The organism is Paenibacillus sp. MT124 (assembly GCF_058792755.1).
The window spans coordinates 5841023-5867578 of record NZ_CM179500.1 but is presented as its reverse complement, the minus strand read 5'-3'; the positions used below and the strand labels follow the sequence as shown (position 1 = coordinate 5867578).

Genomic DNA, 26556 nt, shown 5'->3' with positions numbered 1-26556 from the left:
GCGATGAAAACTCTTCCCATTGTACAAATTTATGCAAAGCCATCCTTATTGCATATTGATGCTGATCCAGGGCAGTATTCTATTCGTCAGCCGCAGGCAGATGTCCAGATGAAGACACGTCCGTCAAAACTGACTGTGGAGAGTCACCCCATCCGATTTGAGGTAGACCAGAGCAGAGCACTATCCGCTTATACTGGTGGAAACATGATTGATATGAATGCACGAATCTATTCAGGCATTGAAAAAAAATTTATGGAGAATATGGCAGAACGTGTTCAACAAGGGAATCAACTGGCTGCTATTCACAAACCTGGAAACACTATTGCTAACATTGTGGGCACTAATTGGGAGTCAAAGCCTTTCCCAGAAACAAGAACACCTGCTTCAATGGATAATGTCGATATAAAAATTGAGACTCGTGCACCGACTATTCATTTCGAATCAGCTGTATCTGAATTAAACGTCAACGTTAACAAACCTCAGATTGAATATATTCGTGGAAAGCTCGATATATATGTTAAACAGTATGCTTCCATTGAATTTACTCCTCCTGCTGTAGATATAGAATTATAAGTTATAATGAAGCTATAGACGGTCATATTTGAGCCTACTATAGCTTTTTTGCATAAATTTCCGCCAAGGAGGCGTTTATCATTTTAATTCAGACAAGTATGTGGGATGAAATTGAAGTAGAAGAACAAAATATATATCATTTTCCAAAAGGGTTACCAGGTTTCGAGAGTGAAACCAATTTTGCTTTGATTCCTTGGGAAGGCACCTCTTTTAGTTATTTGCAGTCCCTAAAAGAAAAGTCGCTCACTTTCTTAGTTGTAAGTCCTTTTGAATTTAAACTAGACTATAGTTTTGAACTGAGTGAAGAAGATAGAGAGGAACTCGCAATTGAATCGGAAGTTATAGTATATTCCATAGTCACTGTACACTCAGAAGCGATTAAATCAACAATGAACCTTTTGGCTCCAGTTGTAATTAATCCAGTGAAAAGGGTAGGAAAACAAGTAGTACTTCAACAATCGGGTTATGTGACCAAACATCTTATTTGGACAGAAGAGACAACTTCGATGAAGGGTGGGGTCTGAATGTTAGTTTTGTCACGTAAAAAGGGAGAATCTGTTATCATTCAGGATAATATCGAGGTAACTGTACTCGCTGTTGAAGGAGATACAGTAAGGATTGGTATATCTGCACCCAAACACATTGATATTTTTCGGAAAGAGGTCTATGCGTCAATTCAAGAAGCGAACCGGGAGTCTGCAATGCTACATGGTCCGAGTATTGCTGCGTTTATGGAATTACTCCAAGGAACAGAAAATAAAAAAAAATAAAAAAATTCCAATTTGCTATAAACAGTTCCTCATTAACTGTCGATATATATTTTAGACGCTGCTTCGGCAGGGCGGCCGACCTTAATGTCGCGGCGTTTACCACATGGATGTGGAACTAACTTATTTTCAGGGAGGAAATTCCAAATGATTATCAACCACAATATTGCTGCGATGAATACTCATCGTCAACTGGGTACTAACACGCTTAACACTAACAAAGCGATCGAAAAATTGTCTTCCGGTCTGCGTATCAACCGTGCTGGTGACGACGCTGCAGGCTTGGCAATCTCCGAAAAAATGCGTGGACAAATCCGCGGTTTGGATATGGCTACTAAAAATGCTCAAGACAGCATTTCCTTGATCCAAACAGCTGAGGGTGCATTGAACGAAACTCACTCCATCCTGCAACGTATGCGTGAGCTTGCTGTTCAATCTTCCAACGATACTAACACAGATAAAGACCGCGAAGCACTACAAAACGAAGTGGACGAGCTGGCAAAAGAAATCACTCGTATTTCCAACACTACTGAGTTCAATACAAAGAAACTGTTGGATGGTTCTGCTAAAACAGGATCCGGTGTAACAAGTGCAGCAGATCTTACTTTCCATATTGGTGCCAATGCTGGTCAAAATATCACTCTTTCAATTACTGCAATGGACGCAGCAAGCTTGAAAGTTGCTGGTGGCACTGCAGCTTCTGCTACTGGAACAACTGCAGCAACAACTGCTTCTGGTATTGCTATCTCTACTCAAAAGTCTGCTGATGCAGCAATCACAACAATCAACAATGCTATCGAAACAGTTTCTACAGAGCGCGCTAAATTGGGTGCTTACCAAAACCGTTTGGAACACACAATCAACAACTTGGGAACTACTTCCGAGAACTTGTCTGCAGCTGAATCCCGTATTCGTGACGTAGACATGGCGAAAGAAATGATGAACCAAACGAAAAACAATATCTTGGCTCAAGCTTCCCAAGCTATGTTGGCACAAGCTAACCAACAGCCTCAAGCAGTTCTGCAATTGCTTCGTTAATTCTAAGCACAAAAAACCTGTCAGTTTTTCTGGCAGGTTTTTTTGTGCTTAGTTGTCTCTATATGGATATATTTTCTAACCTTTTGTTTTTGAAACGACTAATAAAAATTGTATTCTGCACCGACATATATAGTAAGACTAAAGAGACGAGAGGATATTATGAACAATACAATATCATTATGTATGATTGTTAAAAATGAGGAAGGTGTGTTGGCGCGCTGCTTGGAAAGTGTCAAAAATATTGTTCATGAAATTATTATTATTGATACCGGGTCAACCGATTCTACATTAGAAATTGCTCGTAAATATACGGATAAAATATATTATTTTGAATGGGTGAACGATTTTTCTGCCGCTAGAAATGAGTCTATTAAATATGCTACATCGGATTATATCCTAGTGTTGGATGCTGATGAGTATTTAGATGAACACGCAGACTTAGAAAGAGATTTAATTTTTGATTACGATTATTATGCATTTAATATAAAGAATCATATAGGGTTAGGAATGTCGTTTGACCATACAGCCGTGAGGTTGTTTAAAAGATCTTTGAATTTATTTTATGAGAATAGACTACATGAACATTTGAATATAATAGAAGATCATACAAAATACACTAATGGGACATCAAGTAATGTGATTTACCATGTCGGCTATGCGGATGGAGCACGTCTTGAAGAGAAAAAACTAAATAGGAATTTACCATTGATGGAGCTTGAGGTGAAAGAAAACCCCACTGCTTACAATCTTTATAACATGGGGCAAACCTATTTTGGCATAGGTAATTATAAGGAAGCCTCCAAATATTATAAAAAGTCCTATCCTCTAAGTAAGAATAGAGTTTTTCTTCCGGAGCTTTTAACTAAACTTGCTTATGCCATGGCTGAACTAAAACAAACGGATGAAGCACTTTCAATTTTGACAGACTCAATCATGCTTTTTCCAAAAGAAACTGAAATGGTCTATATTTTGGGTATTATCTACCAAAACAATGGTTATTATCGTGATGCCGAGATGTGCTATCGCAGATGTATTGATATTGGAGACCAAGGGTATTACGTTACTGAAGGTAGCGGGGGATATTTGGCTCACTTAAGGTTAGCAGAACTTTACGAGCAACTTGGACGCCTTGAAGATAGCTTAGCGGAAGTTGTCAAAGCTCTAGAGTTGAAAAACAATTTTATACCGGCTATTCAGCAGTATTTAAAATTATTTCCAAAGTTAAAGATAAAGTTTAGCGACTTTGAAGATGTCTTAACACATATTTACTCAATTAAGAATGTGGATGATTTGCAATTGTTGCTTAATAACGTATACGGCTCGCGAAACCCCTTACTCGATTATTATCTAATTCGATACACTATCAATGCTCAGCCTAATATAGCGGCAACAGCGAAAATATATAGTAAAAAGTATGAAGAAGCGAGGATGCTCTGGTCTCTAATAAATAACAAGGAAGAGGAAAATGGGAAGGATTTATTATTACTTTCTATTCTACTATCAGAAGATTGTTTTCTGAAAGACATTCAGCAATTATTTAACCTTAGTAATAAAGAAATAGGTACCGTTCGGCTTATTGCTACTGCTCAAAATGGGAAAGTTGTGCTTACTACAAAACTTGAACATATATTAGTGGAAACTTGTATGTACTTAATTATTTTGGAGGAATTTGATCGTTTTCAGTGGCTAGCCGAGATATTAATTGAATCTAAGCCGGAGATTAGAGTAAGACTGAGTAAGCTGTTAAGTGAATTTGGCTTTGATGAGCTTGCAATTGATCTACTAATCTCAGTTTTCAAAAATCAACCTAACAATGTTGAAGTTGTTGGACTTTTAGGTGACTTGTGCTTACGTAACAACTATTTTGAAGATTCACAACTATTTTATGCCAAACTTATAGATTTGGATCCTAAATACCCATCGTATGAAAGAAGTTTGAATTACTATGAAAAAGTAAAAGACGTTGAAGGAATAAATAAAACAAAAACAGCTATAAATGAGCGTTTTCCATATTCGTTACATGTTAGATCAACAATTTGATTCCAGAACGGAGCTGTTTTATGAATAACGAAAGTATGCATAATTATTCTCTTCTTTTTAAAAAGAATATAGAGGAACTCATTACAAAAGGCTATTTGAACGAGGCAAAGAAGTATGTACAAGAATATGAGCTTCTTCAAAGCAATGATCATGATTTATTTTCGATAAAAGGTATAATTTCAATTCATGAAGGTGATTTCAGCCAAGCTAAACAATTTTTCCAAGATGGATTAAAGCAAAAGCCATATGATGTTCATCTTATCTATAATCTCGCGTATTTATACGAAGTTCAAGAAAAGTACATTTGTGCCTATAGAGAATATAAAAAGTTAAAAGAATTAGCATCAGGAGAAATACTAGAGGCAGCAGAATTGAAAATGTTGGAACTTGAATCTATGTCACATGTGAAAGAATATAAAGCTAGAAAAAAAGTGCTGTTTATAGCGTATATTTTCCCGCCTCTAGGTGGATCAGGAGTACAAAGAACACTTAAATTTGTGAAGTATTTAAGGGATTATGGATGGGAACCTGTTGTACTGACAGTAGGTGATACTCAATCCAATTTAATGGATCCTACCTTGGAAAAAGAGATTCCTAACGAATTAGAGATTATTCGGATATCAGAACAAGTGGATGTAGACCTTGCGTTTATGAATAGGTTAGTGGGGATTTATCAAATTGTCGTGAACAATAACGAGATTATGACCAAATACGTTGATGCTCTTAACTCAAATCCAGAGCTAATGAACCAATATGGCTTGTTGCCGGATCCAGCAATTGTATTTGTGAAAGAAGCGTTTGATCAGATAGGGGATCTGATTGATTTTAATGAAATTGATCTTATATATTCAACTTCCGGTCCATACTCGGATCATATACTTGGTTATCTATTACAAGTTGAATATGAGAAAAAGTGGGTCGTGGATTTCAGGGATGAGTGGACTAACAACCCTTACATTGAGTACAACAAAAGCGATTTAATCTATACAATATTTCGCGAAATGGAAAAGAACATTTTACAAAGCAGCGAGAAAGTTCTCTCTATTACTTCCCATGCTAAGTCAAATTATGTTAATGATTTTGGGATCGATGAACAGAAAATTCTGACAATAACTAATGGTTATGATGAAGAAGATTTTGAGGATTTGTTTGATGAAAGAGTATCCCTTAATTCTAGTAAGAAATTTACAATCATGCATAATGGACTTTTGTACATGATTAGAACCCCTGAAACATTTTTACAGGCAGTTGCTAATCTGGTGGAAAAAGGTTTAATACCCGAAAGTCGAATTCAGATTTTATTTACTCAAACAGATGATGATATAAAATGGGGAAAACTCTCAAGCGAATTGGGTATAGAAAGTAATGTTAAATTCCTTGGTTACTTAGACCATCGAACTAGTCTTATTCAAGCCAATAACTCTGATCTTTTACTTCTGATCGTAGGTCCGGGAGAAAGAAATAAATCTGTTTATACAGGCAAAGTGTTTGAATATTTACGGCTTGGTAAACGAATTCTTGCTCTTTCACCTAAAGGAAGCCTTGTAGACGAATTGATAAAGAACACTGAACGTGGGATAAACTGCGAATTTCATGACATAGATACGATAGAGAACTATATTTTCCAAATGTATAAGCAATGGGAGGAAGATGAATACAAGGATTTGATGACTACAGAGAAAATTGAAATGTACGAGAGGAAGCAGTTAACCAAAAAATTAAGTGAAGTTTTTGATGAATTAGTTTCCTTGCCACCAAAAAAAACAAAATCTACAGTTAACAGAAATGAACAGTGAATTCTATGATAAGGCTTTTGAATTGGGAGGTTGGAACGAAACTTACTATAAGCACTATAGTGAGATTCATTACTATGATATATGGAAAACAGCAGTTGCAATAATTAATTCTTATGAAAACCCTAGAGTATTTGACATTGGATGTGGACCGGGACAGTTTGCAAATTTATTATTTGATAATCAAATCACTAGTTATATAGGTATGGATTTTAGTTCGGAAGCTATCAAACACGCAAAAATCCGGAATGATAAACTGAGATCATTATTTTATGTTGATGATGTTTACAAGACGGAACTATTCAAACTAGATTACAATGTTGCAATACTGTTTGAAATATTAGAGCACTTGGATGGAGATTTGGAAATTCTAAATAGACTAAAATCAGGAACCAACATTCTGTTTTCCGTACCTAACTTTTACTCTGAAGGACATGTTAGATGGTTCAAATCTAGAATGGATGTAGCAATGCGTTATAACGGTCTAGTAGATATTAAGAATATTATTACATTTGATGTTGGTGCAAATAATAAGATCTTTTTAGTATACGCTGAAAGGAATCAGAAACTTTTATAGTTGTATTTTTGAAGGGGATTTTTTATGAAAATTTTAACAGTAATTGGTGCTAGGCCACAGTTTATAAAAGCTGCACCTATTTCAAAAGTTCTCAGAAAAAAAAATAGCGAAATTTTGATTCATACTGGTCAACATTATGACGCGAATATGTCTGAAGTGTTTTTCCAAGAACTATCTATTCCAAAACCTGATTATAACCTTAATGTTGGATCAGGCGGACATGGATACCAGACAGGGAGAATGCTTGAGGGTATTGAAAAGATCATAATTAGTGAACAGCCTGATGGTGTACTTGTTTACGGGGATACAAATTCAACGTTGGCGGGCTCGCTTGCTGCTAGTAAATTAAATGTTCCCGTATTTCATGTAGAAGCTGGCTTAAGAAGCTACAATAAACAAATGCCTGAAGAACAGAACAGGATATTAACTGATCACGTTTCGAAATTGCTTTTATGCCCAACACAAAGAGCTGTTGAGAACCTCAGTAAAGAGGGAATAGTTTCTGGGGTTCATAATACAGGAGATATTATGTTTGATGCGGTTCTTCAAAATAGAAACGTATCTCAAATAAAGTATTCAAATGGAGCCTGGATTTCCGAACTGCAAAAAATGAATAGTGAATTTCCATATTTAGAAGAGGGGGATTATTACCTTTCTACTATACATCGTGCTGAGAATACAAATGATGTAGAGAAGTTAAGAGAAATCTTAACAGCTTTTGAATTATTGGAGAAAAAGGTAATTCTTCCGCTACATCCCAGAACTAAAAATGCAGTTGCGAAACTGGGTTTGAACTTACGAAACGTAATTATTACAGAGCCTGTAGGGTATCTGTTAATGTTATATTTGACTGCAAATGCATTTATGGTCCTTACGGATTCGGGTGGTCTACAAAAGGAAGCCTACTTTTTAAAAACTCCTTGCGTGACACTTAGAGAGGAAACTGAATGGATCGAGACATTGGAAAATAGCTGGAATATCCTGTGTCAAATAAAAGGTAGTGAGATCCTAGAGAAAGCAAGCAGAAGGATAGATAAGTTAGAAACAATTTCTACACAACCCTTCGGAGGTGGAAATGCTGCTGAGGCTATACACCGAATTATAACAAACGAAAGGATTTAATAAATGGAGCATCTCAGAAAGAAACTCGAAGATAGAACTGCTGTACTAGGAGTAATTGGACTGGGGTATGTAGGTTTGCCGCTAGCCGTTGAGAAAGCGAAAGCAGGGTTTAAAACCATTGGTTTTGATATTCAGTCTTCGAAAGTGGAACTGGTTAACGCAGGCGTGAATTATATAGGTGATGTCGTTAACGAAGATTTGCAATCCATTATAGATTCTGGACTTTTATCGGCTACAACCGATTTTTCGGAGGTCGCAAGAGCAGACTGTGTTTGTATTTGTGTACCAACTCCGCTTGATGATCATCAACAACCGGATTTAAGCTACATTAGAAAGTCTGCTGAATCCATAGTTCCATATATGCATAAACAAATGCTTATAGTGCTTGAGTCTACCACCTACCCTGGTACTACCGAAGATTTATTAAAGCCGATATTTGAGAAATCAGGGATGGTTTGTGGCGAGGATTTTTATCTAGCATTCTCTCCGGAGAGAGTGGACCCGGGGAACATAATTTACAAAACCAAAAACACTCCAAAAGTTGTTGGAGGAATAACTAGGAAATGTACGGATATTGCGGCTATTCTTTATGAGAGCATATTGGAAGCGCCTATACACCGAGTATCCTCCCCTGCCATTGCCGAAATGGAGAAAATATTGGAGAACACCTATAGAAATATTAATATTGGATTAATTAACGAATTGGCTATGTTGTCCAATAAAATGGGGATAAACATCTGGGAAGTTATTGATGCTGCAAAATCGAAACCATATGGTTTCCAAGCGTTCTATCCTGGCCCAGGGTTAGGTGGTCACTGCATACCACTGGATCCCTATTATCTATCCTGGAAAGCCCGTGAATATGGGTTTCATATTTCAATGATTGAATCCTCCATGATGATTAATGACAGAATGTCTGAATACTGTGTAGAACGTTCTAGCAAAATTTTAAATCGACATATGAAGCCGCTCAACGGATCGACAGTTCTAATATTAGGTGTAGCGTATAAGCAGGATATTAGTGATTATAGGGAAAGCCCCGCTATAAAGGTTTTAAATGAATTTGAAAGAGTAGGAAGCCGTGTGATTTATTATGATCCTCATGTTACCGAATATAGTGATGGAGGCAGTACACGATACAGTGAATTGTCTTTAACAGAAGAATTAGTACGAAGCGTTGACTTGGTAGTAATCACCACAGCTCATACATCTATTGATTATCATATGGTCCAAAAATATGCTATTGCTATCTTTGATACGAAGAATGCAATGAAAGATATAGAGAATAGAACGAATATTGAACTGCTATAGGGGGAAAAGGAATGGGGATCAGGTATGCCATTATTGGCTGTGGGCGCATTTCAACAAATCATATTGCCGCTGCGGTTCGGAATGGGATTGAAATCGTTGCTTTGTGCGATTTAGTTCCTGATAATATGAATCGGCTTCTCGTGGAACATAGTTTACCAGAAACGGTTCGACGTTACACGGATTACCAGGTGATGCTACAAGAAGAAGATATAGATTTAATTGCGATATGTACTGAAAGTGGATCTCATGGTGAAATTGCTATCAACTGTTTGCACGCGGGTATCAACTTGATTATTGAGAAGCCAATAGCTTTATCTCTAGAAGAAGCCGACGTTATCGTTGATTTGGCGAAGGATAAAGGTTTGAAAGTGAGCGCTTGCCACCAAAATCGTTTTAATAAATCTGTTCAAAAAATAAAGGAGGCCATTGACTCGGGGCGTTTTGGCAGGCTACTTCATGGTACAGCCCATGTAAGGTGGAACCGGGAAGAGGCGTATTATAGCCAGTCTGAGTGGAGAGGGACATGGGCTCATGATGGTGGGGCATTGATGAATCAGTGCATTCACAATATAGATCTACTGCGCTGGCTTATGGGGGACGAGATTACCGAAGTAATAGGAATCACTGATAACCTTAAGCATGATTATATAGAAGCTGAAGATTTGGGACTGGCAATAGTGAAATTTAAAAACGGTGGATATGGAATGATTGAAGGTACAGTGAATGTCTTCCAAAAAAACCTGGAGGAAACTTTATATATTTTTGGAGAAAAGGGAACTGCAAAAGCAGGTGGAAAGTCTGTAAATTTAATAGAAGAATGGAACTTCGCGGATAATCAAGATAATTATGAGGAAGTCAAGCAGTCCAATAGTGAATATCCTACTGATGTCTATGGTTTTGGCCATGAGGCCCTTTATGCTGATGTCCAAAAAGCGATATACAATGATACACAACCATATGTAACTGCAGAAGATGGTCGAAGAGCATTGGAGCTCGTACTCGCTATCTATACTTCTGCTGCAGAAGGACGAAGCATCCGTTTGCCACTGTATCAAACTAAAACAACTGATTTTGAAAGGGTCACTTCAATATGAGTTTCTTTGTTCATGAAAGTAGCTATATAGATGAAGGTGTTTTAATAGGTGAAGGCACCAAGGTTTGGCATTTTAGCCATATTCAAAAGGGAGCAGCTATAGGAAAGCATTGTTCATTAGGCCAAAATGTAAATGTTTCCAATAATGTTAGGATTGGAAATAATGTAAAGATACAAAATAACGTATCTATTTATGAAGGAGTCACTCTAGAGGATTATGTATTTTGTGGTCCATCGGTGGTTTTTACTAATGATCTGACACCTAGAAGTATGTATCCAAAAGGGCGGGATGCGTACAAGAAAACGGAAGTTAAATACGGAGCTTCTATTGGAGCAAATGCCACAATAGTTTGTGGAATAAGATTGGGACAATGGTCTTTAGTTGCCGCTGGGGCAGTTGTGGTTTCGAATGTCCCTGATTATGCGTTGTATGCAGGTGTACCTGCAAAGCAGATTGGTTGGGTATGCGAATGCGGAAATTCTCTTGATCATTCTTTTAATTGTCATTGTGGGAGAATGTATGAGCTTTTAGAGGGCGCTCTCTGTTTAAACGGACGGAAAGAGGGATGAAAATGTATTTCCGTGACTTAAAGACACAATATGAAATTAATAAATCAGAAATTGATCTAGCTATTCAAAGAACAATAAATGAGGCAAATTTCATTGAGGGTAACGAGGTTAGGGAGTTAGAAAGTATTTTGGGGGATTATGTTGGAGTCAAGCATTGTATCACCTGCGCCAATGGTACAGATGCTATGAGTTTGTTGATGATGGCATGGGACATAAAAGAGGGTGATGCTGTTTTTGTTCCGGACTTCACATTTTTTTCTACAGGAGAGATTGTATCTTTGTGTGGAGCTACTCCAGTATTTGTTGATGTATGTTCAGATACATTTAATATGGATGCCGATAAGTTAGAGAAAGCAGTACAAGCTGTTATTGAAGAAGGAAATCTAGTGCCCAAGGTAGTAATCCCTGTAGATCTATTTGGTCTTCCTGCTGATCATGAAAGCATTGCGGAAATAGCAAACAAGTACGGTATGCTAGTCCTAGAAGACGCTGCACAAGGCTTTGGTGGAAAGGTCTACGAAAGAAGAGCGGGTAGTTTCGGGCATGCAGCAACAACTTCATTTTTTCCTGCTAAACCATTGGGGTGCTACGGAGATGGTGGAGCTATTTTTACTAATGATGATGAGCTCGATGTATTGGTGAGGTCATTAAAGGTTCATGGCAGAGGGAAAGACAAGTATGACAATTGCAGAATTGGCTTGAATTCAAGATTAGATACCATGCAGGCTGCTATCTTAATTGTTAAATTCAAAGCTTTTACAGAATATGAACTTAATCATGTTAATCACGTATTTGAGAGGTATACCGCCTTGCTATCTGAGGTGGTTAAAACTCCGGTGATTCCTACTGGTTATTATTCAAGCTTCGCGCAATACACCATTCAATTAGGAAATCATGAGCAACGGAATGAACTTCAACAAAGATTAAAAGATTACTCTATACCAAGTATGATTTATTATGAGAAGCCTATGCATAAACAACAAGCCTTTTCCTATTTGGATTTGGATGACAGTTTATATCCGGTCAGCAATATATTGAGTAAGACTGTTTTGTCTCTACCTATGCATCCATATCTTTCAAATGAAGAAATAGAAAGAGTATGTAACGTAATAACTGATTTTTTAATGTCATACAATCTGAATTCTGAAAGTTCAAACCCAATCTCTTAATTCTCACAACATACTAACCGATATATATAATAAATAATTCCAGCGGGGGATGAAAGATGAATCTACAGTTTTCATTTTCTACCAGTGTAACCGGGACTTCTTCGGCTGCTAGTGGAACTCAGGGCGAAGCTCGTAGCAGTCAGGACAGCGATTTATTGCAAACGGTCAGAAACGGAACGGATTTGTCCAAACTTGAACGACAAGGAATGCACATTCCACCAGGCGATGAACAGATCATAAAGGCGATAGACAAAGCGGTTAAGGCACTACAGGGACCAACAACCACTTTGGAAATGAGTGTGCATGAAAAAACAAACCAAATTCTAGTAAAAGTTCTCAATAAGGAAACAGGAGAGCTAATTCGCGAAATACCGCCAGAGAAGACTTTGGATCTTGTAGCCAAAATGATGGAAATTGCAGGAATCATGATAGACCAAAAGGTATAGGGGGGATGGGAAATGGTTACAAGAATAAACGGGTTTTCCGGTATGGATATTGATAGTATGGTTACATCTCTTATGCAAGTCAAGCGAGTTCCATTAGATAAATTAAGCCAACAGAAACAGATTCTGGAATGGACTCGGGACAGCTATAGAGAGTTTAACAGCAAAATTGTTCAATTAACGAATAAACTCCAAAACATGAGTTTATCAGAAACTATGAACACGCAAAAATCAACAGTAAGTGGAAACACGACTGCGGTTAGAGCTGATGCTAATTCTAATGCGAGTTCTGTCCCAATGACAGTTAAAGTAGAAGAACTTGCTCAAAAAGCTGTAATGAAAAGCGCAGTTTCTTTAACTACAGCAAGTGATCCTACAGTTAAAGCATCGAAAGGGACAACTTTGGCGCAAATAGCTGGAGATGCTGTTCAAGATGAATATGAGTTGAACATTAATAATGTGACGGTGAAATTTACCAAAGATGATTCAATTGATGTTGTTATTAGCCGAATTAATTCTTCAATCCCCACTGTCAATGCTGCCTTTGATGAAGTTAGTGGGAAATTTACAATTACTCATAAGGAGTTTGGTAAAGAAATCACGGATACGGGCACGGATAAAAATTCCAAATCTAGCTCTTTGACAACGCTATTGAAATTTAATGTACCAACTGATTTCGGAAGCGGTGGAAAAGTTCAATATACTACCGGTAAGGTGACGATTACAAGTGACTTAGGTGGTAGTCAAGATTTTACTACGACAAGCGATACTCTTACGGTAAATGGAATAAAATTAACCATTCTGGAGACTACAGGGGATACTGGTTCTAAAATAACAACGCAATCCGATCCCACTAAAGCTGTAGAAACTATTAAGTCTTTTGTTGAGAGTTATAATGAATTACTGGGCCTAATGAATTCAAAGATTTCAGAGGAAAAATATCGCGATTTCAAACCTCTTACAAATGATCAACGTGAAGCAATGAACGAGGATGATATCAAAAAGTGGGAAGATAAGGCCAAAAGCGGTATTTTGAAGAATGACACATTACTAAGTTCGACTGTAACTTCAATGAGATTGATTATTACCAATAATTTGAAGGGTTTAAGTGAAGCAGGGATAACAACAGGGCAATATTACGAAAAAGGCCAATTGAAGATAGATGAAGATAAGTTGAAAGAAGCCCTCACGAGTAACCCGGATAAAGTTTTGAGTATTTTTCAAGGTTCTGCTTCAGATGTGAATAGTAAACCTATATTTAGTGAGTTAAGAACAAAATTAAACGATACTTTAGATTTGTTTACAAAAAAAGTCGGTACATCAAAGTTTGATACAGACGCTACGATGTCACTTAAGACAGAGAGTATAATGGGAGACCAACTAAAGAATTATAACAAAAGAATATCCGATCTAGAACGAAAAATGACGGTTTGGGAAACCCGTTATTACAAGCAGTTTACTGCAATGGAAACAGCAATGAGTCAATTCCAGTCGCAATCTTCAAGCTTAGCAAGTTATTTTCAGTAAATAATATAGGAGGAATAATTAGATATGATTACATCTCCTTATGAGAAATATAAACAAAACTCAGTACAGACTTCTACTCCTGGTCAACTGGTGATCATGTTATATGATGGTGCTATACGTTTTGTTAAAGCGGGTTTAGAAGGAATTGAGAGCAAGGATTATTCAAAGGCAAATTTAAATTTGGGGAAGGCACAAACCATTTTGAGTGAGTTGATGTCAACCTTAAATCTTTCTTACCCTGTAGCACAGAATTTATTTTCTTTGTATGAATATATGAATCATCTGTTGCTCCAAGCAAATATTAAGAAGGAAAGAGTGCCCGGGGAAGAAGCACTAAACTATTTGCAGGAGCTGCGTGAGACTTGGGTTCTTGCTAATAGACAAGCAGCGGGAACGTTATAAATGAGCAGTGATACGGAAACAACTATACTTTTAGATGAATTATTAAAGGCAACAGTCTCATTTGTGGCCGAACTAAATCATAGAACATCTGATGAGGTTGAAGCGTTTGTTGAACTACGTCAGACTCTAATTCAACAATTATTGTACAGTAGTGACTCTCGGAGGTTGAATGAAGAACAGCATAGAATGCTTAAGAGTATACTTGAATACGATGAGAAGATTCAGGACCACATGTTATACTTGAAAAACGAGGCTCAACAGTGGCTGGTACAACGTAATGCAGCCCGCAATCAGCGTAGTGTATATGAAACAAAATATGCTGTGGATAGTTATTTAATGGATAAAAGAAAATAATAAATTTTAGGCGGCTCTTCCTAAACTAATTGGGGGAAGTCGCTTTTTTAGATTAAATGTGCATAGACTAAATAATTTTGGCCTCTATGTACATATAGACTAGATTGAGTAGTTATGATTTTTAATCATAAAATATTATAAGAACATCTATGGCCTTTCCTCCTTGTGATTATAGGAATAGCAATATATTGGCAAAAAACTCCAATGGCAGTATTCTAATAGTAATATCTCATTATTCTACATCACTCCTCAATAATCTACAAAATAATACCAATAAAACATTTTCTTTACCAATTGACAATGGATAAGTCTGGATGGTATAGTCTGAATTGTGGGCTAAGGTCTTGGCCAGAGCTTCACTTCATTTGATGACGAAGGGAATGTTAGTGCATGCAAGGTAAAGTAAAATGGTTCAACGCAGAAAAAGGTTACGGTTTCATCGAGACTGAAGATGGCGGCGACGTATTCGTACACTTCTCCGCAATTCAATCCGAAGGCTTCAAAACTTTGGAAGAAGGTCAATCCGTAGAATTCGACATCGTCGAAGGCGCACGTGGACCTCAAGCCGCTAACGTAATCAAATTATAATCATCCGGACAATCCGACCTACATATATGGTTAGATGGTTACCAATTGAATTATCGCTAGCAATAGACTCCGGTTTTCCGGGGTCTTTTTTTGTTTTTCTAATAGATTCATTTTAAGATATTACATAATAGATTGAGAAATGAGGAAAACGGTTAATTACTTCTTCAAGCGCGCTATATCAACATCATGTAAATACGGAATTTCGCCTAAATATGATGAAATATCGCGAAATATGGCGTTACACGTAGGTGGGCAGATGTGACTTGAACAGATGTCATGATTCGGTCACCGGGAGTTTTTACATGGCGCTTACATTCGTGTTATAATGAAGTGGCAAAGGAAAAGGAGGAGTGCCCTATGAATTTAAGTATTCGAGGTCAACAAATCGAGGTTACCGATGCTTTGAAAGATTATGTCGACAAAAAGTTGAGTAGACTCGAGAAGTATTTCGATGCACCCCTTAACTCTGACGGTGCTGTTACATTGAGCACGACGAGAGGCTTGCATACGGTTGAGGTGACGATCCCTTTGAAAGGCATTGTGCTCCGCGCTGAAGATGAGAGCGACGATATGTACGCTTCCATTGATGCTGTGGTGGACAAGTTGGAACGTCAGATCCGTAAACACAAAACGAAAGTTAACCGGAAATTCCGCCAGGAAGGCAGCTTGAAAACACTCTTCGTTGAAGATCCGACAGGTACAGTAGCTACTGCTGAACTGGATATGGATACAGAGGACGATGATTTGGAAGTGGTACGGACCAAGCGGTTTATGTTGAAACCGATGGACGTGGAAGAGGCAATCCTCCAAATGAACATGGTCGGCCACAATTTCTTCGTATTCTCCAACATTGAGAATGAAGAAGTCAGCGTCGTGTACAAACGGAACGATGGGAAATATGGTCTAATCGAGCAAGGTTAACCACCTTGTACAAATGACTCTGATTGAACCATTAAAAGTTAAAATGAGTACTTACGAAAATTGGACTACAGGAGGACATCTTCGATATCCTGTATGATTAAATGAACAAACTAACAAGAGCCTCTGTCCCATACGGGATGGGGCTCTTTTCTGCATGGACGCAGCCGGGAAAATTTGTGCAAGTAAGTTTATGAAACTATTTCCCATGCAGCTGCGTCTAATAGAGAGTAGGAAGCAGGAGTGCTGCCCACTAAAAAGTTGAACTTTTACACTCTTAATGTGTAAATAATGGAGTTTTATGATAGACTCAGTAAACTGAGAAAAGGTTCCAATTTTACCATGAACATTTTCTTGAATTAACCATATGATCTGAAAATATGACAGCGAAAAGAAAGGCTTCTGCTAACGGCTATGATTTTTTGCACTTAAACGTGTACGAAGGGGCTCCAGAAGTTCCAAGAAGTATGCCTCGGCGTGTTGCGGCGACCCTTACAAACTGTTACAATTTATGCAAGAGAATCATTGTCCTGATGAGGAATTGTCAACGAATGATCGCTAATCATAATCAATGACAGGCACAGCACCATGAACATGATTCGTAAGGTTTGGAATTGCCCTTATTATGCAAGGAGCGAGTCCGTGAATATCGAATCAGCTTCATGAGTAACCTTGGTCAAGCCTGGAGTTGATTCATCTATATTAATGTTTTATATCATTTGTCACCCCCGGGCAAGTGGATGCACGTATCCATCCGATGGTGTCGCATGGCGGCAGCAGGGGGTCTATTCTGTTTTGCACGAAAGGGGTATACCATGCTAGGACTTGTCAAAAAGATCTTCGGCGACATGAACGAACGTGATGTTAAACGTCTGATGAAGACGGTCGATGTGATCAATAAACTGGAACCACAATTTCAGGCATTGTCTGATGAGCAACTGAAATCCAAAACCGAGGAATTCCGTGCCCGTATCGAAAAAGGGGAAACAACGGACGAGCTTCTGCCGGAAGCATTCGCAACGGTACGTGAAGCATCTCGCCGGGTTCTGGGCAAACGTCACTATGACGTACAGATGCTGGGTGGTATCGCTCTGCATGAGGGCCGCATCTCCGAGATGAAAACGGGTGAAGGTAAAACCCTCGTGGGAACTCTCCCGGTTTACCTGAATGCATTGATGTCCAAAGGGGTACACGTCGTTACCGTCAATGACTATTTGGCACAGCGTGACAGCCAGGAAATGGGACAGATCTACGAATTCCTGGGCATGACGGTTGGGGTTAACCTGAGCGGCATGGACCATGCGCTGAAACAGCATGCATATGCTTGTGATATTACGTACGGAACGAACAATGAATTCGGGTTTGACTATCTGCGTGACAACATGGTGCTCTACAAGGAGCAAATGGTACAACGTCCGCTGTTCTTCTGTATCATTGACGAGGTGGATTCCATCTTGGTCGATGAGGCGCGTACGCCTCTGATCATTTCCGGACAAGCTCAGAAGTCCACGGACTTGTACTATGCAGCAGACCGTTTTGTGAAACGTCTGACGCCGGAAGATGACTTTACAGTAGATATCAAAGTGAAATCCGTTGCCTTGACTGAAGGCGGTGTGGCTAAAGCGGAGAAAGCATTCGGCATTGAGAACTTATATGATCACGCCAATGTTACGCTTAACCATCACATCGTACAGGCACTGAAGGCGAATGTAATCATGCGTCGTGACGTCGACTACGTAGTCAGCGAAGAAGAAGTCATGATCGTCGATGAGTTCACAGGCCGTCTGATGGCTGGCCGCCGTTATAGTGACGGATTGCACCAGGCGATTGAAGCGAAGGAAGGCATTGAGGTACAGAACGAGAGTATGACGCTCGCTACAATCACATTCCAGAACTACTTCCGGATGTATCGCAAGCTTGCGGGGATGACGGGTACAGCGAAAACCGAGGAAGAAGAGTTTAAGAAAATCTACGGCCTCGAAGTATTGCAGATTCCGACCAACCGTCCGAACAAACGGAATGACATGGCAGATGTCGTTTATAAGAGCATCGACGGCAAGTTTAAAGCTGTTGTTGAAGAGATCGTGGAACGCCACAGCAAAAACCAGCCAGTTCTGGTGGGTACGGTCTCGATCGAGAACTCCGAGCGTCTCTCCGATATGCTGAAACGCCGTGGTGTCAAACACCAGGTACTGAACGCCAAGTACCATGCGGAAGAAGCAGAAATTATCTCTGGAGCTGGTCAAGCAGGTGCGGTTACGATCGCAACCAACATGGCTGGACGGGGTACGGATATTATCTTGGGTGAAGGCGTAGCCGAAGTCGGCGGTCTTCATATCATCGGTACAGAGCGTCACGAATCACGCCGGATCGATAACCAGCTGCGCGGACGTGCAGGACGTCAGGGTGACCCGGGTTCTACACAGTTCTATCTGTCGCTTGGTGATGAGCTGATGAGACGTTTTGGTGCAGACAACGTACTGAACATGATGGAGCGTCTTGGCTTCGAAGAGGACCAACCGATTGAGAGCCGCATGATTACTCGTGCAGTTGAGTCCGCACAGAAGCGTGTTGAAGGAAACAACTTTGACGTACGTAAAGTCGTTCTTCAATATGATGATGTCATGAACCAACAACGTGAGATTATATATAAACAGCGCCGCGAGGTGCTTGAATCCGAAAATATCAAACAGATCGTTATGGATATGATTAAGCCTTCCATTGAACGTATTGTTGAAGCACACTGCAGTGACGATATTCCAGAGAACTGGGAGCTGCAGGAAGTGGCGGACTATATGAACAGCAAATTGCTGGATGACGGTGCGATTACCAAAGACGAGCTGTGGGGCAAGGAAGCCGAAGAAATCATCGAGTACCTGTTTGATAAAGTGCAGAAGAAGTACAATGCACGCGAAGAGCGTATCGGTGAAGAAATGGTTCGTGAGTTCGAGAAAGTCGTTGTGCTTCGTGCAGTCGACAGCAAGTGGATGGACCACATTGATGCGATGGATCAACTGCGTCAAGGTATCCACCTGCGTGCATACGGCGGTACAGATCCACTGCGTGAGTACCAATTTGAAGGCTTCGAAATGTTCCATCAGATGATTGCTTCGATTCAGGAAGAAGTGGCAACTTATGTGATGAGAGCTCAAATCGAGAGCAATCAGGAACGTCAAGCGGTAGTGGAAGAGAGCCAAATCTCGACTAGCGGAGAACCTGCTGAGAAGCGTCCGGTAAAAGTCTCCGACCAAATCGGCCGCAACGATCCTTGTCCATGCGGCAGCGGCAAAAAGTATAAACACTGCCACGGCCAAGAATAGTTAAGCGATATTCTCTTACACCATAACGGAGATTGCAGAAGCAATCTGGAGAAGCGAAGTGTTCGCCTTTATCACCAGATTTGTTCCTTATATAAAAGGGAATCAAAAAAATCTGGGGATAACAGCGATCGGAAGATGCTACTGCAAATCGGAGTCCTATGGTGTAAGAGTTTCCTGGATTAACCTATAGAATACATGAACGGCTCCTTGCAGCCGGGCATTTCAAATGATCAAATGAAGGATGCATAACCGGTGATTGGTGCATAGTTATAACTATGCAGTCATGATCCAGGTGAAGAGAATTGCCGCTATAATGGTAATCTGGACACCGAGGTGAAGCATCTGACACCCGATCTGGAGAAGTGCCCGGTTTGCGGGGAGCTTATCTTAATGAAAAGAGGAATTGCACATGATTGATCCAAGCGTGAAGCAGGACCTGCGTGAAATAGGCAAGAAACTAACAAACCTTAGGGGGTCTCTTTGACTTAGATCTCAAGCAGGAAATGATTGAGAACTTTGAAGAGAAGATGTCGGCTCCTGATTTCTGGGATGATAATGAGAAGGCACAGTCGGTGATTGCCGAGCTGAATGCGGTGAAGGGATCGGTTGATCAATACGCCAAACTCCAGCAGGACTATGACGATGCCCTAATGATGGTTGAGCTTGCGGATGAAGAAGGCGACGAAGACCTGGCTGCCGAGGTTGCCAGCAGCGTTACGGCCATCGTGAGCAAGTTAGAAGAGTTTGAGCTTCAGCTCCTGCTGAATCAACCGTACGATAAAATGAACGCCATTCTCGAGCTTCACCCCGGTGCGGGTGGTACCGAGTCACAGGACTGGGGACAAATGCTGCTCCGGATGTACACTCGCTGGGCAGAGAAGCGCGGGTTCAAGGTAGAGGTGCTGGATTATCTGCCAGGCGATGAAGCAGGGATTAAGAGTGTTACGTTATCCATCAAAGGACATAATGCTTACGGTTATCTGAAAGCAGAGAAGGGTGTCCATCGATTGGTGCGGATCTCTCCTTTTGACTCTTCAGGCCGCAGACACACGTCCTTCGTATCCTGTGATGTTGTTCCAGAGATTGACGATACGATTGAGGTAGACATCCGAACAGAAGATCTGAAGATCGATACGTACCGTGCGAGTGGTGCGGGCGGACAGCACATCAATACCACTGACTCTGCCGTTCGGATTACACACATCCCTACAGGGGTTGTGGTAACATGTCAGAACGAGCGTTCACAGATCAAGAACCGTGAGCGGGCGATGACCATGCTTCGTTCCAAATTATATGAGCGTAAAATTGAAGAGCAGCAAAAACAGCTGGATGAAATCCGAGGCGATCAGTCGGATATTTCATGGGGAAGCCAGATTCGCTCCTATGTATTCCATCCCTATAGTATGGTAAAGGATCACCGTACGAGCGTAGAGACAGGGAATACAGGTGCAGTCATGGACGGCGACCTCGATGCATTCATCGACGGTTATTTGCGCAGCCAGATTAAAGTAGAAACCGAGTAATCAAAGTTCCTGTATGGACCGGATACGTGTAGGCGTATGCTGGTGTATACAGGGGCTTTTTTTTGAGCCCAAATAGGGAAGAGAGTTCAGCAACTTATCAGTCATATAAAAGGAGAGCACGACAACCATGCAAGAGCATCAGCATTTCGTTCCAAACCGCAAAAAGAGGTTAGCCACCCTTATCCCTCTGAACGGACCCTGGAGAAACGTAGTGGATACAGCATCCATTATTATTGGTTCGTTTCTCATTGCAGTAGCCTTTAACTTATTTTTATTACCTAATCAGATCGCTTCAGGTGGAGTATCCGGGCTGTCTATTCTCGGAAAAGAGTGGCTGGGGCTTGAACCCGCATACACGCAGTGGGCCATCAATATTCCACTTCTCATCGCAGGTTTTCTGCTTATTGGTAAACAGTACGGGATCCGTTCGGTACTCGGAAGCATTGTACTGCCCCTGTTTGTTTATTTGACGAAAGACTGGGCCATTCCTACGACGAATCCTTTGCTTGGTTCTCTGTATGGAGGTATTGGTGTGGGGCTCGGCATCGGTATTGTATACCGGGGAAGAGGTTCAACAGGTGGGATGAGTATCCTCGCCAGAATCGTACAGAAATACAGTGGACTCAGTTACTCTCTTTGCGTTGTGATTATGGATGCTACGGTTATTATTATGGCTGCGTTTGTATTGTCGTTGGAACAGTCACTTTATGCACTGATTGGGCTATACGTTACTGGTAAAGTCATTGATGCCGTGGAGATGGGACTTGGCTACTCGAAGGTTGCATACATTATCTCCAACAAAACGGAACCGATCACCAAAGTCATTCTTGCAGATCTGGATCGTGGATTAACGAAGCTGGAGGCAAAGGGTGGTTACACGGACGACCAGCGTACCGTATTGATGGTTGTGGTTGGGCAAAATGAGGTGCCAAGACTAAAAGCACTGATCCGGTCCGTGGACCCGCAGGCTTTTGTTATTATCAGTAATGCGCACGAAGTGCTCGGCGAGGGCTTTAAGCGAGACGAGGCATAATTTCAGTTAGTGCCCATTAAAGTTTCGCTATAAAATAAAAAGCAGGGATGTCCATTCCAGCCAACATGGCGGAGGATGTCCCTGCTTTTTACGTTTTAAATTACCCTATTTTACTGTTACAAAATGGGAGAAAGTAAGCGGGAGATCGCTTCTTTGAAACGAATCTTCAGGCTGCGCTTGTTGTACTCCTCCTGCGTCATCTCACGGGACACCTTAAGGTCATGCTCGAAGGTATCGACTAATGCCGTGGCGATGACCTCATCATACATAAAGGCATTCACCTCAAAGTTCAACCGGAAACTGCGGTAATCAATATTGGCGGTACCCACCGATGCGACCATGCTGTCAATAATGAGCGTTTTGGCATGGATGAAGCCGTTATCGTATATAAATACTTTTGCTCCGACTTTTAACAGTTCACCAATGTAAGACAGCGTAGCCCAGTATACGAAGGCGTGATCCGGTTTATTAGGAATCATGATGCGCACATCAATACCTGACAGGCACGCGAGACGTATGGCTTCGAATACACTGGCATCCGGGATAAAGTAAGGCGTCTGAATCAGAATGGAATGTTTGGCTCCATTAATCATCTTCAGATAACTGTTCTTGATGTGCTCCGTCTCTGCATCCGGTCCGCTGGACACAATCTGCATCGCCGTCGTTCCTGTACCCTCAATATGCGGGAAATGTTCAGGAACATAAGGGGTGTCATGCTGCTTGGATGCCTCATTCCAATCGAGAAGGAAGCGCGTCTGAAGCGCATGAACGGCATTTCCCTGAATCCGCAGGTGGGTATCGCGCCAATAACCGAATTTGGAATTCAATCCGAGGTACTCATCACCCACATTAAATCCGCCGGTATAACCGAGGTTACCGTCAATGATGACGATTTTACGGTGGTTGCGGTAGTTCATACGCAGGTTGATCAGGCTAAATTTCGATGGGAAAAAGACTTCCACCAAACCGCCTGCTTCGCGGAGTTCTTTGAAAAAGCGATTCGACACCCGCCGCGATCCAAGCGCGTCGTACAGCAGACGAACCTTGATGCCTTCCCGCGCTTTGCGGATCAGGGCATCCCGAATGCGTTTACCCAGCCGGTCGCCCCGGTAAATGTAATATTGCACGTGAACATGATCCTGCGCGGCTTCAATATCATCGAGTAACCGTTGGAATTTGTCCGTTCCATCAGTGATGATCTCTACAGCATTGTCTTCCGTAAGGAGAGCGCCGTTTTGTTTCAGATTCATATAGATCATGTCCTGGCTGCTTTCGGTGGCTCTGTTGTTGAATGGCGTCCGATTATCATGCAGCTGTTCGAGCTGTGCGGCAATGCGTTCCTCCAGACCAAGCTTCTTTCTCTCTTTCCATTGGAACAGCCGGTAGCGGGTCAGATTCTGACCTGTTAGTAGATAAAGTACGAACCCAAGCACAGGAATAAAGTTCAATACAAGCAGCCAAGCCCAGGATGCACTGGCATCCTTGCGTTCGAAGAACACGACTGCTGCAGCGAAGATAATATTCAGGCCCAGGAGTACCATAAGTAAAATGGATTCGATATGCACTGTAGTCCCCCATGTCTCGTAATGACCAACGTGAATCCATTCATAAACCCTTCCTCGTGTAGAATTTGTTATGAATAAGACCTTGGTATGTAATGTTTCCTATAAAACGTATTTTAGCAGAAGTATTCGGGTTCGTCCGCAGATATTGGAAAGATATGTTCGGATTTGATAAGAATCCATGTGAAATTGATGGTAGAGTGTTGTATTTATATAACTAGAGTCGTATAATAATACACAAATATGCATAGAAGCGACGGAATTACAGTGTGAGGGCCGTTTGAGGGCGTAAGCATCGTATAAGTATCGCATACAACAGGATTGGGGGAGCGAGAGTGAGTAACAAATTGAGAGTGGCAATTGTCGGTTCCACCGGCTACGGCGGGGTGGAGCTGATTCGTTTTTTTCAGAACCATCCACAGGTTGAAATCACTTCGGTGATCTCTTCATCCAGCAGCGGCGAGTCTATTGCAGACGGATTTCCGCATTTGACGGATGTGATTCGCAGGCCACTGGATGGCGTAGTTCCGGCTGAGATTGCAGAACGTGCAGATCTGGTATTCACGGCTACCCCATCCGGAGTTAGTGCGAAGCTCGTTCCAAGCCTGCTCGAAGCAGGGCTGAAGGTGATCGATCTCTCTGGGGACTTCAGATTGAAGGATGGAGCCGTATATGAACAGTGGTATAAACACCCGGCTCCGCCGAGTGATCTGCTGGAACAGGCTGTATACGGGATGGCCGAAGTGTACGGGGATGAAGTAAATGGCAAAAACTTTATTTCCAACCCGGGCTGTTATCCTACAGCTACCCTTCTTGGACTTATTCCTGCAGTGGAAGCAGGCTGGATCGATCCATCTACGATTATCATTGATGCCAAATCCGGTGTATCCGGTGCTGGACGGGGAACGAGTCTGACAAATCATTATGCAGAGATGAACGAAAATTTCAAAGCCTATAAACTCAACAAACACCAACATATACCTGAGATTGAGCAAGTGCTTGGCAATATTACCGGAAGTCCGGTAACGGTGACGTTTACGACGCACCTGGTGCCAATGACACGTGGGATCATGAGTACGATGTACGCAAGCCTGGTGGGAGATCATAGTGATCGGGATCTGGTAGATCTGTACCGTAAGTATTATGAGAATCGACCGTTTGTAAGGGTACGTGAACCAGGCATCTGGCCTTCGACCAAAGAAGTGCAAGGATCGAACTACTGTGATATCGGATTTGCAGTTGATCCAAGAACCGGACGTTTAACAATCATATCGGTCATCGACAACCTGGTGAAGGGTGCTTCCGGGCAAGCGATTCAAAATATGAACCTGATGATGGGATGGGAGGAAAACCTCGGGCTGAACATGACGCCGGTATATCCGTAAGGAAGGGGATCGGGAGAGCACGCTGCTGCACTTCCTGAACCATTCAGGAGACCATCGGATTCGGGATTAGCAAGCGGTTAATCGGCATGCAGCCGAACGCACACGGGGGATAACATATGGGAACAAATGTGAAGCAACAGGCTTATACCGTAGTGGAAAACGGAACGATTGTAACCCCGCGCGGGTTCGCTGCTGGCGGACTTCATTGCGGATTGAAAAAAACATCACGCAACGATATCGGAGCGATCCGTTGTGAAGTGCCAGCCACGGCAGCGGCCGTGTATACAACGAACGTATTCCAGGCTGCACCGCTGAAGGTAACTCGCGAGAGCTTGAGCAATGGACGCCTTCAGGCCGTTGTTGTCAACAGTGGTAATGCCAATGCTTGTACCGGGCAGCAGGGTGAAAAGGATGCGTATGCAATGCGTTCGGCAGCAGCACGTGAACTTGGCGTAGCTGAAGAGGATGTTGCAGTGGCATCGACTGGTGTAATCGGTGAGTTGTTGAAGATGGACGCAGTACATTCGGGCATCAGAGCATTGCCGGCAAGCTTGGGGCAGGATGCCAATGAAGCAGAGCAATTCTCCCAAGCGATCCTGACGACCGATTTGGTGAAAAAGGAAGCCTGCGTATCTGTCGTTGTAAACGGCAAGAACGTTACGATTGCAGGTGCAGCCAAAGGATCTGGCATGATTCATCCCAACATGGCGACGATGCTCGCATTTATGACGAGTGATGCGGTTATTGGCGCAGAAGCACTGCAAAGTTTGCTGCGTCAGGCGACCAACCATACATTTAACATGATCACCGTAGATGGAGATACGAGCACAAACGACATGCTGGTTGCAATGTCCAGTGGGATGGCGGGGAACGAAGAATTGTCCACGGATCATCCGGACTGGGACGCTTTTGCTGCAGGATTCACTTATGTGTGTGAAGTGCTGGCCAAAGCAATTGCACGTGATGGTGAAGGAGCAACCAAGCTGGTTGAGGTGCAGGTTACGGGTGGAGTGAGTGATGAATCGGCACAGGCGATTGCCAAAACGGTTATCGGCTCCAGCCTGGTGAAATCAGCGATGTTCGGTGCGGACGCAAACTGGGGACGGATTATTGCAGCCGTAGGGCGTGCAGGACAGCCGGTTAACCCGGAAACCGTAGATATCCGTTTGGGAGATATCTCGGTACTTGAGCAGTCCCGTCCAGTGGTATTTGACGAAGAGGCTGCATTAGCTTACTTGCAAACTGATACAGTCCGGATTGTGGTGGATCTGCACCACGGCGAAGGAGAGGCTACAGCATGGGGCTGTGACCTGACATACGATTACGTTCGAATCAATGCGGCATACCGCACTTAATACGCTTTTCATTTTATAAAAAATATAACTACATTTACATGTTAACGGAGAGTGCGGAACCAATCTGTAGAAGCGAAGCGTTCGCCTTTGTCT

24 protein-coding genes are annotated in these 26556 nt (G+C 41.6%); 23 read left to right on the top strand and 1 reads right to left on the bottom strand.

The window, feature by feature from the left end:
• Positions 1–3 precede the first annotated feature (3 nt).
• The 21 genes from AC3RCI_RS26620 to AC3RCI_RS26520 all read left to right on the top strand — a co-directional run bounded on the left by AC3RCI_RS26620 (position 4) and on the right by AC3RCI_RS26520 (position 22161).
• Positions 4–573, top strand: coding sequence for a DUF6470 family protein (locus AC3RCI_RS26620; RefSeq protein ID WP_492526989.1), 570 nt, complete (start codon positions 4–6; stop codon positions 571–573).
• 98 nt (positions 574–671) lie between these two features.
• On the top strand, positions 672–1097 hold the full coding sequence (fliW, locus tag AC3RCI_RS26615) for a flagellar assembly protein FliW (RefSeq protein WP_492526988.1): 426 nt from the start codon (positions 672–674) through the stop codon (positions 1095–1097).
• Entirely contained in the window at positions 1098–1343 is a 246-nt protein-coding gene (gene csrA, locus AC3RCI_RS26610) for a carbon storage regulator CsrA (RefSeq protein WP_492526987.1), read from the top strand. It begins immediately after the preceding gene.
• A 144-nt stretch (positions 1344–1487) separates the two neighbouring features.
• Positions 1488–2378, top strand: a complete 891-nt coding sequence (gene hag, locus AC3RCI_RS26605) for a flagellin Hag (protein ID WP_492526986.1) — start codon at positions 1488–1490, stop codon at positions 2376–2378.
• 159 nt (positions 2379–2537) lie between these two features.
• Positions 2538–4418, top strand: coding sequence for a glycosyltransferase (locus tag AC3RCI_RS26600; protein WP_492526985.1), 1881 nt, complete (start codon positions 2538–2540; stop codon positions 4416–4418).
• Positions 4419–4438: 20 nt separating this feature from the next.
• Positions 4439–6214 carry a tetratricopeptide repeat protein gene (locus AC3RCI_RS26595; RefSeq protein ID WP_492526984.1) on the top strand — a complete coding sequence of 592 codons (1776 nt, stop codon included), beginning with the start codon at positions 4439–4441 and terminating at the stop codon, positions 6212–6214.
• Positions 6204–6788, top strand: a complete 585-nt coding sequence (locus tag AC3RCI_RS26590) for a class I SAM-dependent methyltransferase (protein ID WP_492526983.1) — start codon at positions 6204–6206, stop codon at positions 6786–6788. Before AC3RCI_RS26595 ends, AC3RCI_RS26590 begins: the two co-directional genes overlap by 11 nt.
• Positions 6789–6812: 24 nt before the next feature.
• Positions 6813–7910, top strand: a complete 1098-nt coding sequence (wecB, locus tag AC3RCI_RS26585) for a non-hydrolyzing UDP-N-acetylglucosamine 2-epimerase (protein WP_492526982.1) — start codon at positions 6813–6815, stop codon at positions 7908–7910.
• 3 nt (positions 7911–7913) lie between these two features.
• A complete protein-coding gene (locus tag AC3RCI_RS26580; protein ID WP_492526981.1) occupies positions 7914–9221 on the top strand; it encodes a nucleotide sugar dehydrogenase in 1308 nt (435 codons plus the stop codon).
• Between the two features lie 11 nt (positions 9222–9232).
• The gene (locus tag AC3RCI_RS26575; protein WP_492526980.1) at positions 9233–10315 is read left to right on the top strand and encodes a Gfo/Idh/MocA family protein; all 1083 of its coding nucleotides are present in this window, start codon (positions 9233–9235) and stop codon (positions 10313–10315) included.
• On the top strand, positions 10312–10884 hold the full coding sequence (locus AC3RCI_RS26570; RefSeq protein WP_492526979.1) for an acyltransferase: 573 nt from the start codon (positions 10312–10314) through the stop codon (positions 10882–10884). Before AC3RCI_RS26575 ends, AC3RCI_RS26570 begins: the two co-directional genes overlap by 4 nt.
• 2 nt (positions 10885–10886) lie before the next feature.
• On the top strand, positions 10887–12053 hold the full coding sequence (locus AC3RCI_RS26565) for a DegT/DnrJ/EryC1/StrS family aminotransferase (RefSeq protein ID WP_492526978.1): 1167 nt from the start codon (positions 10887–10889) through the stop codon (positions 12051–12053).
• 56 nt (positions 12054–12109) lie between these two features.
• On the top strand, positions 12110–12499 hold the full coding sequence (locus AC3RCI_RS26560) for a flagellar protein FlaG (RefSeq protein WP_492526977.1): 390 nt from the start codon (positions 12110–12112) through the stop codon (positions 12497–12499).
• Positions 12500–12511: 12 nt separating this feature from the next.
• Positions 12512–14023, top strand: coding sequence for a flagellar filament capping protein FliD (gene fliD, locus AC3RCI_RS26555; RefSeq protein ID WP_492526976.1), 1512 nt, complete (start codon positions 12512–12514; stop codon positions 14021–14023).
• A gap of 24 nt (positions 14024–14047) precedes the next feature.
• Positions 14048–14425: a flagellar export chaperone FliS gene (fliS, locus tag AC3RCI_RS26550; protein ID WP_492526975.1), complete on the top strand. Its 378-nt coding sequence runs from the start codon at positions 14048–14050 to the stop codon at positions 14423–14425.
• Positions 14426–14779 carry a hypothetical protein gene (locus tag AC3RCI_RS26545; RefSeq protein WP_492526974.1) on the top strand — a complete coding sequence of 118 codons (354 nt, stop codon included), beginning with the start codon at positions 14426–14428 and terminating at the stop codon, positions 14777–14779.
• 390 nt (positions 14780–15169) lie between these two features.
• Positions 15170–15367: a cold shock domain-containing protein gene (locus AC3RCI_RS26540; protein WP_024631599.1), complete on the top strand. Its 198-nt coding sequence runs from the start codon at positions 15170–15172 to the stop codon at positions 15365–15367.
• Between the two features lie 357 nt (positions 15368–15724).
• Positions 15725–16288: a ribosome hibernation-promoting factor, HPF/YfiA family gene (gene hpf, locus AC3RCI_RS26535; RefSeq protein WP_127541020.1), complete on the top strand. Its 564-nt coding sequence runs from the start codon at positions 15725–15727 to the stop codon at positions 16286–16288.
• A gap of 812 nt (positions 16289–17100) precedes the next feature.
• Entirely contained in the window at positions 17101–19605 is a 2505-nt protein-coding gene (secA, locus tag AC3RCI_RS26530; protein ID WP_492526973.1) for a preprotein translocase subunit SecA, read from the top strand.
• Positions 19606–20014: 409 nt separating this feature from the next.
• Positions 20015–21128, top strand: a protein-coding gene (prfB, locus tag AC3RCI_RS26525) for a peptide chain release factor 2 (protein WP_492526972.1) whose coding sequence is annotated in 2 segments (ribosomal slippage) — positions 20015–20086 and positions 20088–21128 — 1113 coding nt in all. Because the reading frame shifts where the segments join, the coding sequence is not laid out codon by codon here.
• Between the two features lie 127 nt (positions 21129–21255).
• Positions 21256–22161: a YitT family protein gene (locus tag AC3RCI_RS26520; RefSeq protein ID WP_095359914.1), complete on the top strand. Its 906-nt coding sequence runs from the start codon at positions 21256–21258 to the stop codon at positions 22159–22161.
• Positions 22162–22277: 116 nt separating this feature from the next.
• Here AC3RCI_RS26520 and cls read toward each other — a convergent pair whose 3' ends face one another.
• On the bottom strand, positions 22278–23726 hold the full coding sequence (gene cls, locus AC3RCI_RS26515) for a cardiolipin synthase (RefSeq protein WP_110758656.1): 1449 nt from the start codon (positions 23724–23726) through the stop codon (positions 22278–22280).
• A 332-nt stretch (positions 23727–24058) separates the two neighbouring features.
• Here cls and argC point away from each other — a divergent pair, with 332 nt between their 5' ends.
• Together argC and argJ are read left to right on the top strand one after the other, a co-directional pair.
• On the top strand, positions 24059–25108 hold the full coding sequence (argC, locus tag AC3RCI_RS26510) for an N-acetyl-gamma-glutamyl-phosphate reductase (protein WP_492526971.1): 1050 nt from the start codon (positions 24059–24061) through the stop codon (positions 25106–25108).
• Positions 25109–25224: 116 nt separating this feature from the next.
• Positions 25225–26463, top strand: coding sequence for a bifunctional glutamate N-acetyltransferase/amino-acid acetyltransferase ArgJ (gene argJ / locus AC3RCI_RS26505; RefSeq protein WP_492526970.1), 1239 nt, complete (start codon positions 25225–25227; stop codon positions 26461–26463).
• The last annotated feature ends 93 nt before the right edge of the window (positions 26464–26556 follow it).

What these genes read in the sequence shown, in the direction of transcription:
- AC3RCI_RS26620 (WP_492526989.1), top strand. Translation starts at nt 4, where the DNA reads ATGAAAACTCTTCCCATTGTACAAATTTATGCAAAGCCATCCTTATTG.
- fliW (WP_492526988.1), top strand. Translation starts at nt 672, where the DNA reads ATGTGGGATGAAATTGAAGTAGAAGAACAAAATATATATCATTTTCCA.
- csrA (WP_492526987.1), top strand. Translation starts at nt 1,098, where the DNA reads ATGTTAGTTTTGTCACGTAAAAAGGGAGAATCTGTTATCATTCAGGAT.
- hag (WP_492526986.1), top strand. Translation starts at nt 1,488, where the DNA reads ATGATTATCAACCACAATATTGCTGCGATGAATACTCATCGTCAACTG.
- AC3RCI_RS26600 (WP_492526985.1), top strand. Translation starts at nt 2,538, where the DNA reads ATGAACAATACAATATCATTATGTATGATTGTTAAAAATGAGGAAGGT.
- AC3RCI_RS26595 (WP_492526984.1), top strand. Translation starts at nt 4,439, where the DNA reads ATGAATAACGAAAGTATGCATAATTATTCTCTTCTTTTTAAAAAGAAT.
- AC3RCI_RS26590 (WP_492526983.1), top strand. Translation starts at nt 6,204, where the DNA reads ATGAACAGTGAATTCTATGATAAGGCTTTTGAATTGGGAGGTTGGAAC.
- wecB (WP_492526982.1), top strand. Translation starts at nt 6,813, where the DNA reads ATGAAAATTTTAACAGTAATTGGTGCTAGGCCACAGTTTATAAAAGCT.
- AC3RCI_RS26580 (WP_492526981.1), top strand. Translation starts at nt 7,914, where the DNA reads ATGGAGCATCTCAGAAAGAAACTCGAAGATAGAACTGCTGTACTAGGA.
- AC3RCI_RS26575 (WP_492526980.1), top strand. Translation starts at nt 9,233, where the DNA reads ATGGGGATCAGGTATGCCATTATTGGCTGTGGGCGCATTTCAACAAAT.
- AC3RCI_RS26570 (WP_492526979.1), top strand. Translation starts at nt 10,312, where the DNA reads ATGAGTTTCTTTGTTCATGAAAGTAGCTATATAGATGAAGGTGTTTTA.
- AC3RCI_RS26565 (WP_492526978.1), top strand. Translation starts at nt 10,887, where the DNA reads ATGTATTTCCGTGACTTAAAGACACAATATGAAATTAATAAATCAGAA.
- AC3RCI_RS26560 (WP_492526977.1), top strand. Translation starts at nt 12,110, where the DNA reads ATGAATCTACAGTTTTCATTTTCTACCAGTGTAACCGGGACTTCTTCG.
- fliD (WP_492526976.1), top strand. Translation starts at nt 12,512, where the DNA reads ATGGTTACAAGAATAAACGGGTTTTCCGGTATGGATATTGATAGTATG.
- fliS (WP_492526975.1), top strand. Translation starts at nt 14,048, where the DNA reads ATGATTACATCTCCTTATGAGAAATATAAACAAAACTCAGTACAGACT.
- AC3RCI_RS26545 (WP_492526974.1), top strand. Translation starts at nt 14,426, where the DNA reads ATGAGCAGTGATACGGAAACAACTATACTTTTAGATGAATTATTAAAG.
- AC3RCI_RS26540 (WP_024631599.1), top strand. Translation starts at nt 15,170, where the DNA reads ATGCAAGGTAAAGTAAAATGGTTCAACGCAGAAAAAGGTTACGGTTTC.
- hpf (WP_127541020.1), top strand. Translation starts at nt 15,725, where the DNA reads ATGAATTTAAGTATTCGAGGTCAACAAATCGAGGTTACCGATGCTTTG.
- secA (WP_492526973.1), top strand. Translation starts at nt 17,101, where the DNA reads ATGCTAGGACTTGTCAAAAAGATCTTCGGCGACATGAACGAACGTGAT.
- AC3RCI_RS26520 (WP_095359914.1), top strand. Translation starts at nt 21,256, where the DNA reads ATGCAAGAGCATCAGCATTTCGTTCCAAACCGCAAAAAGAGGTTAGCC.
- argJ (WP_492526970.1), top strand. Translation starts at nt 25,225, where the DNA reads ATGGGAACAAATGTGAAGCAACAGGCTTATACCGTAGTGGAAAACGGA.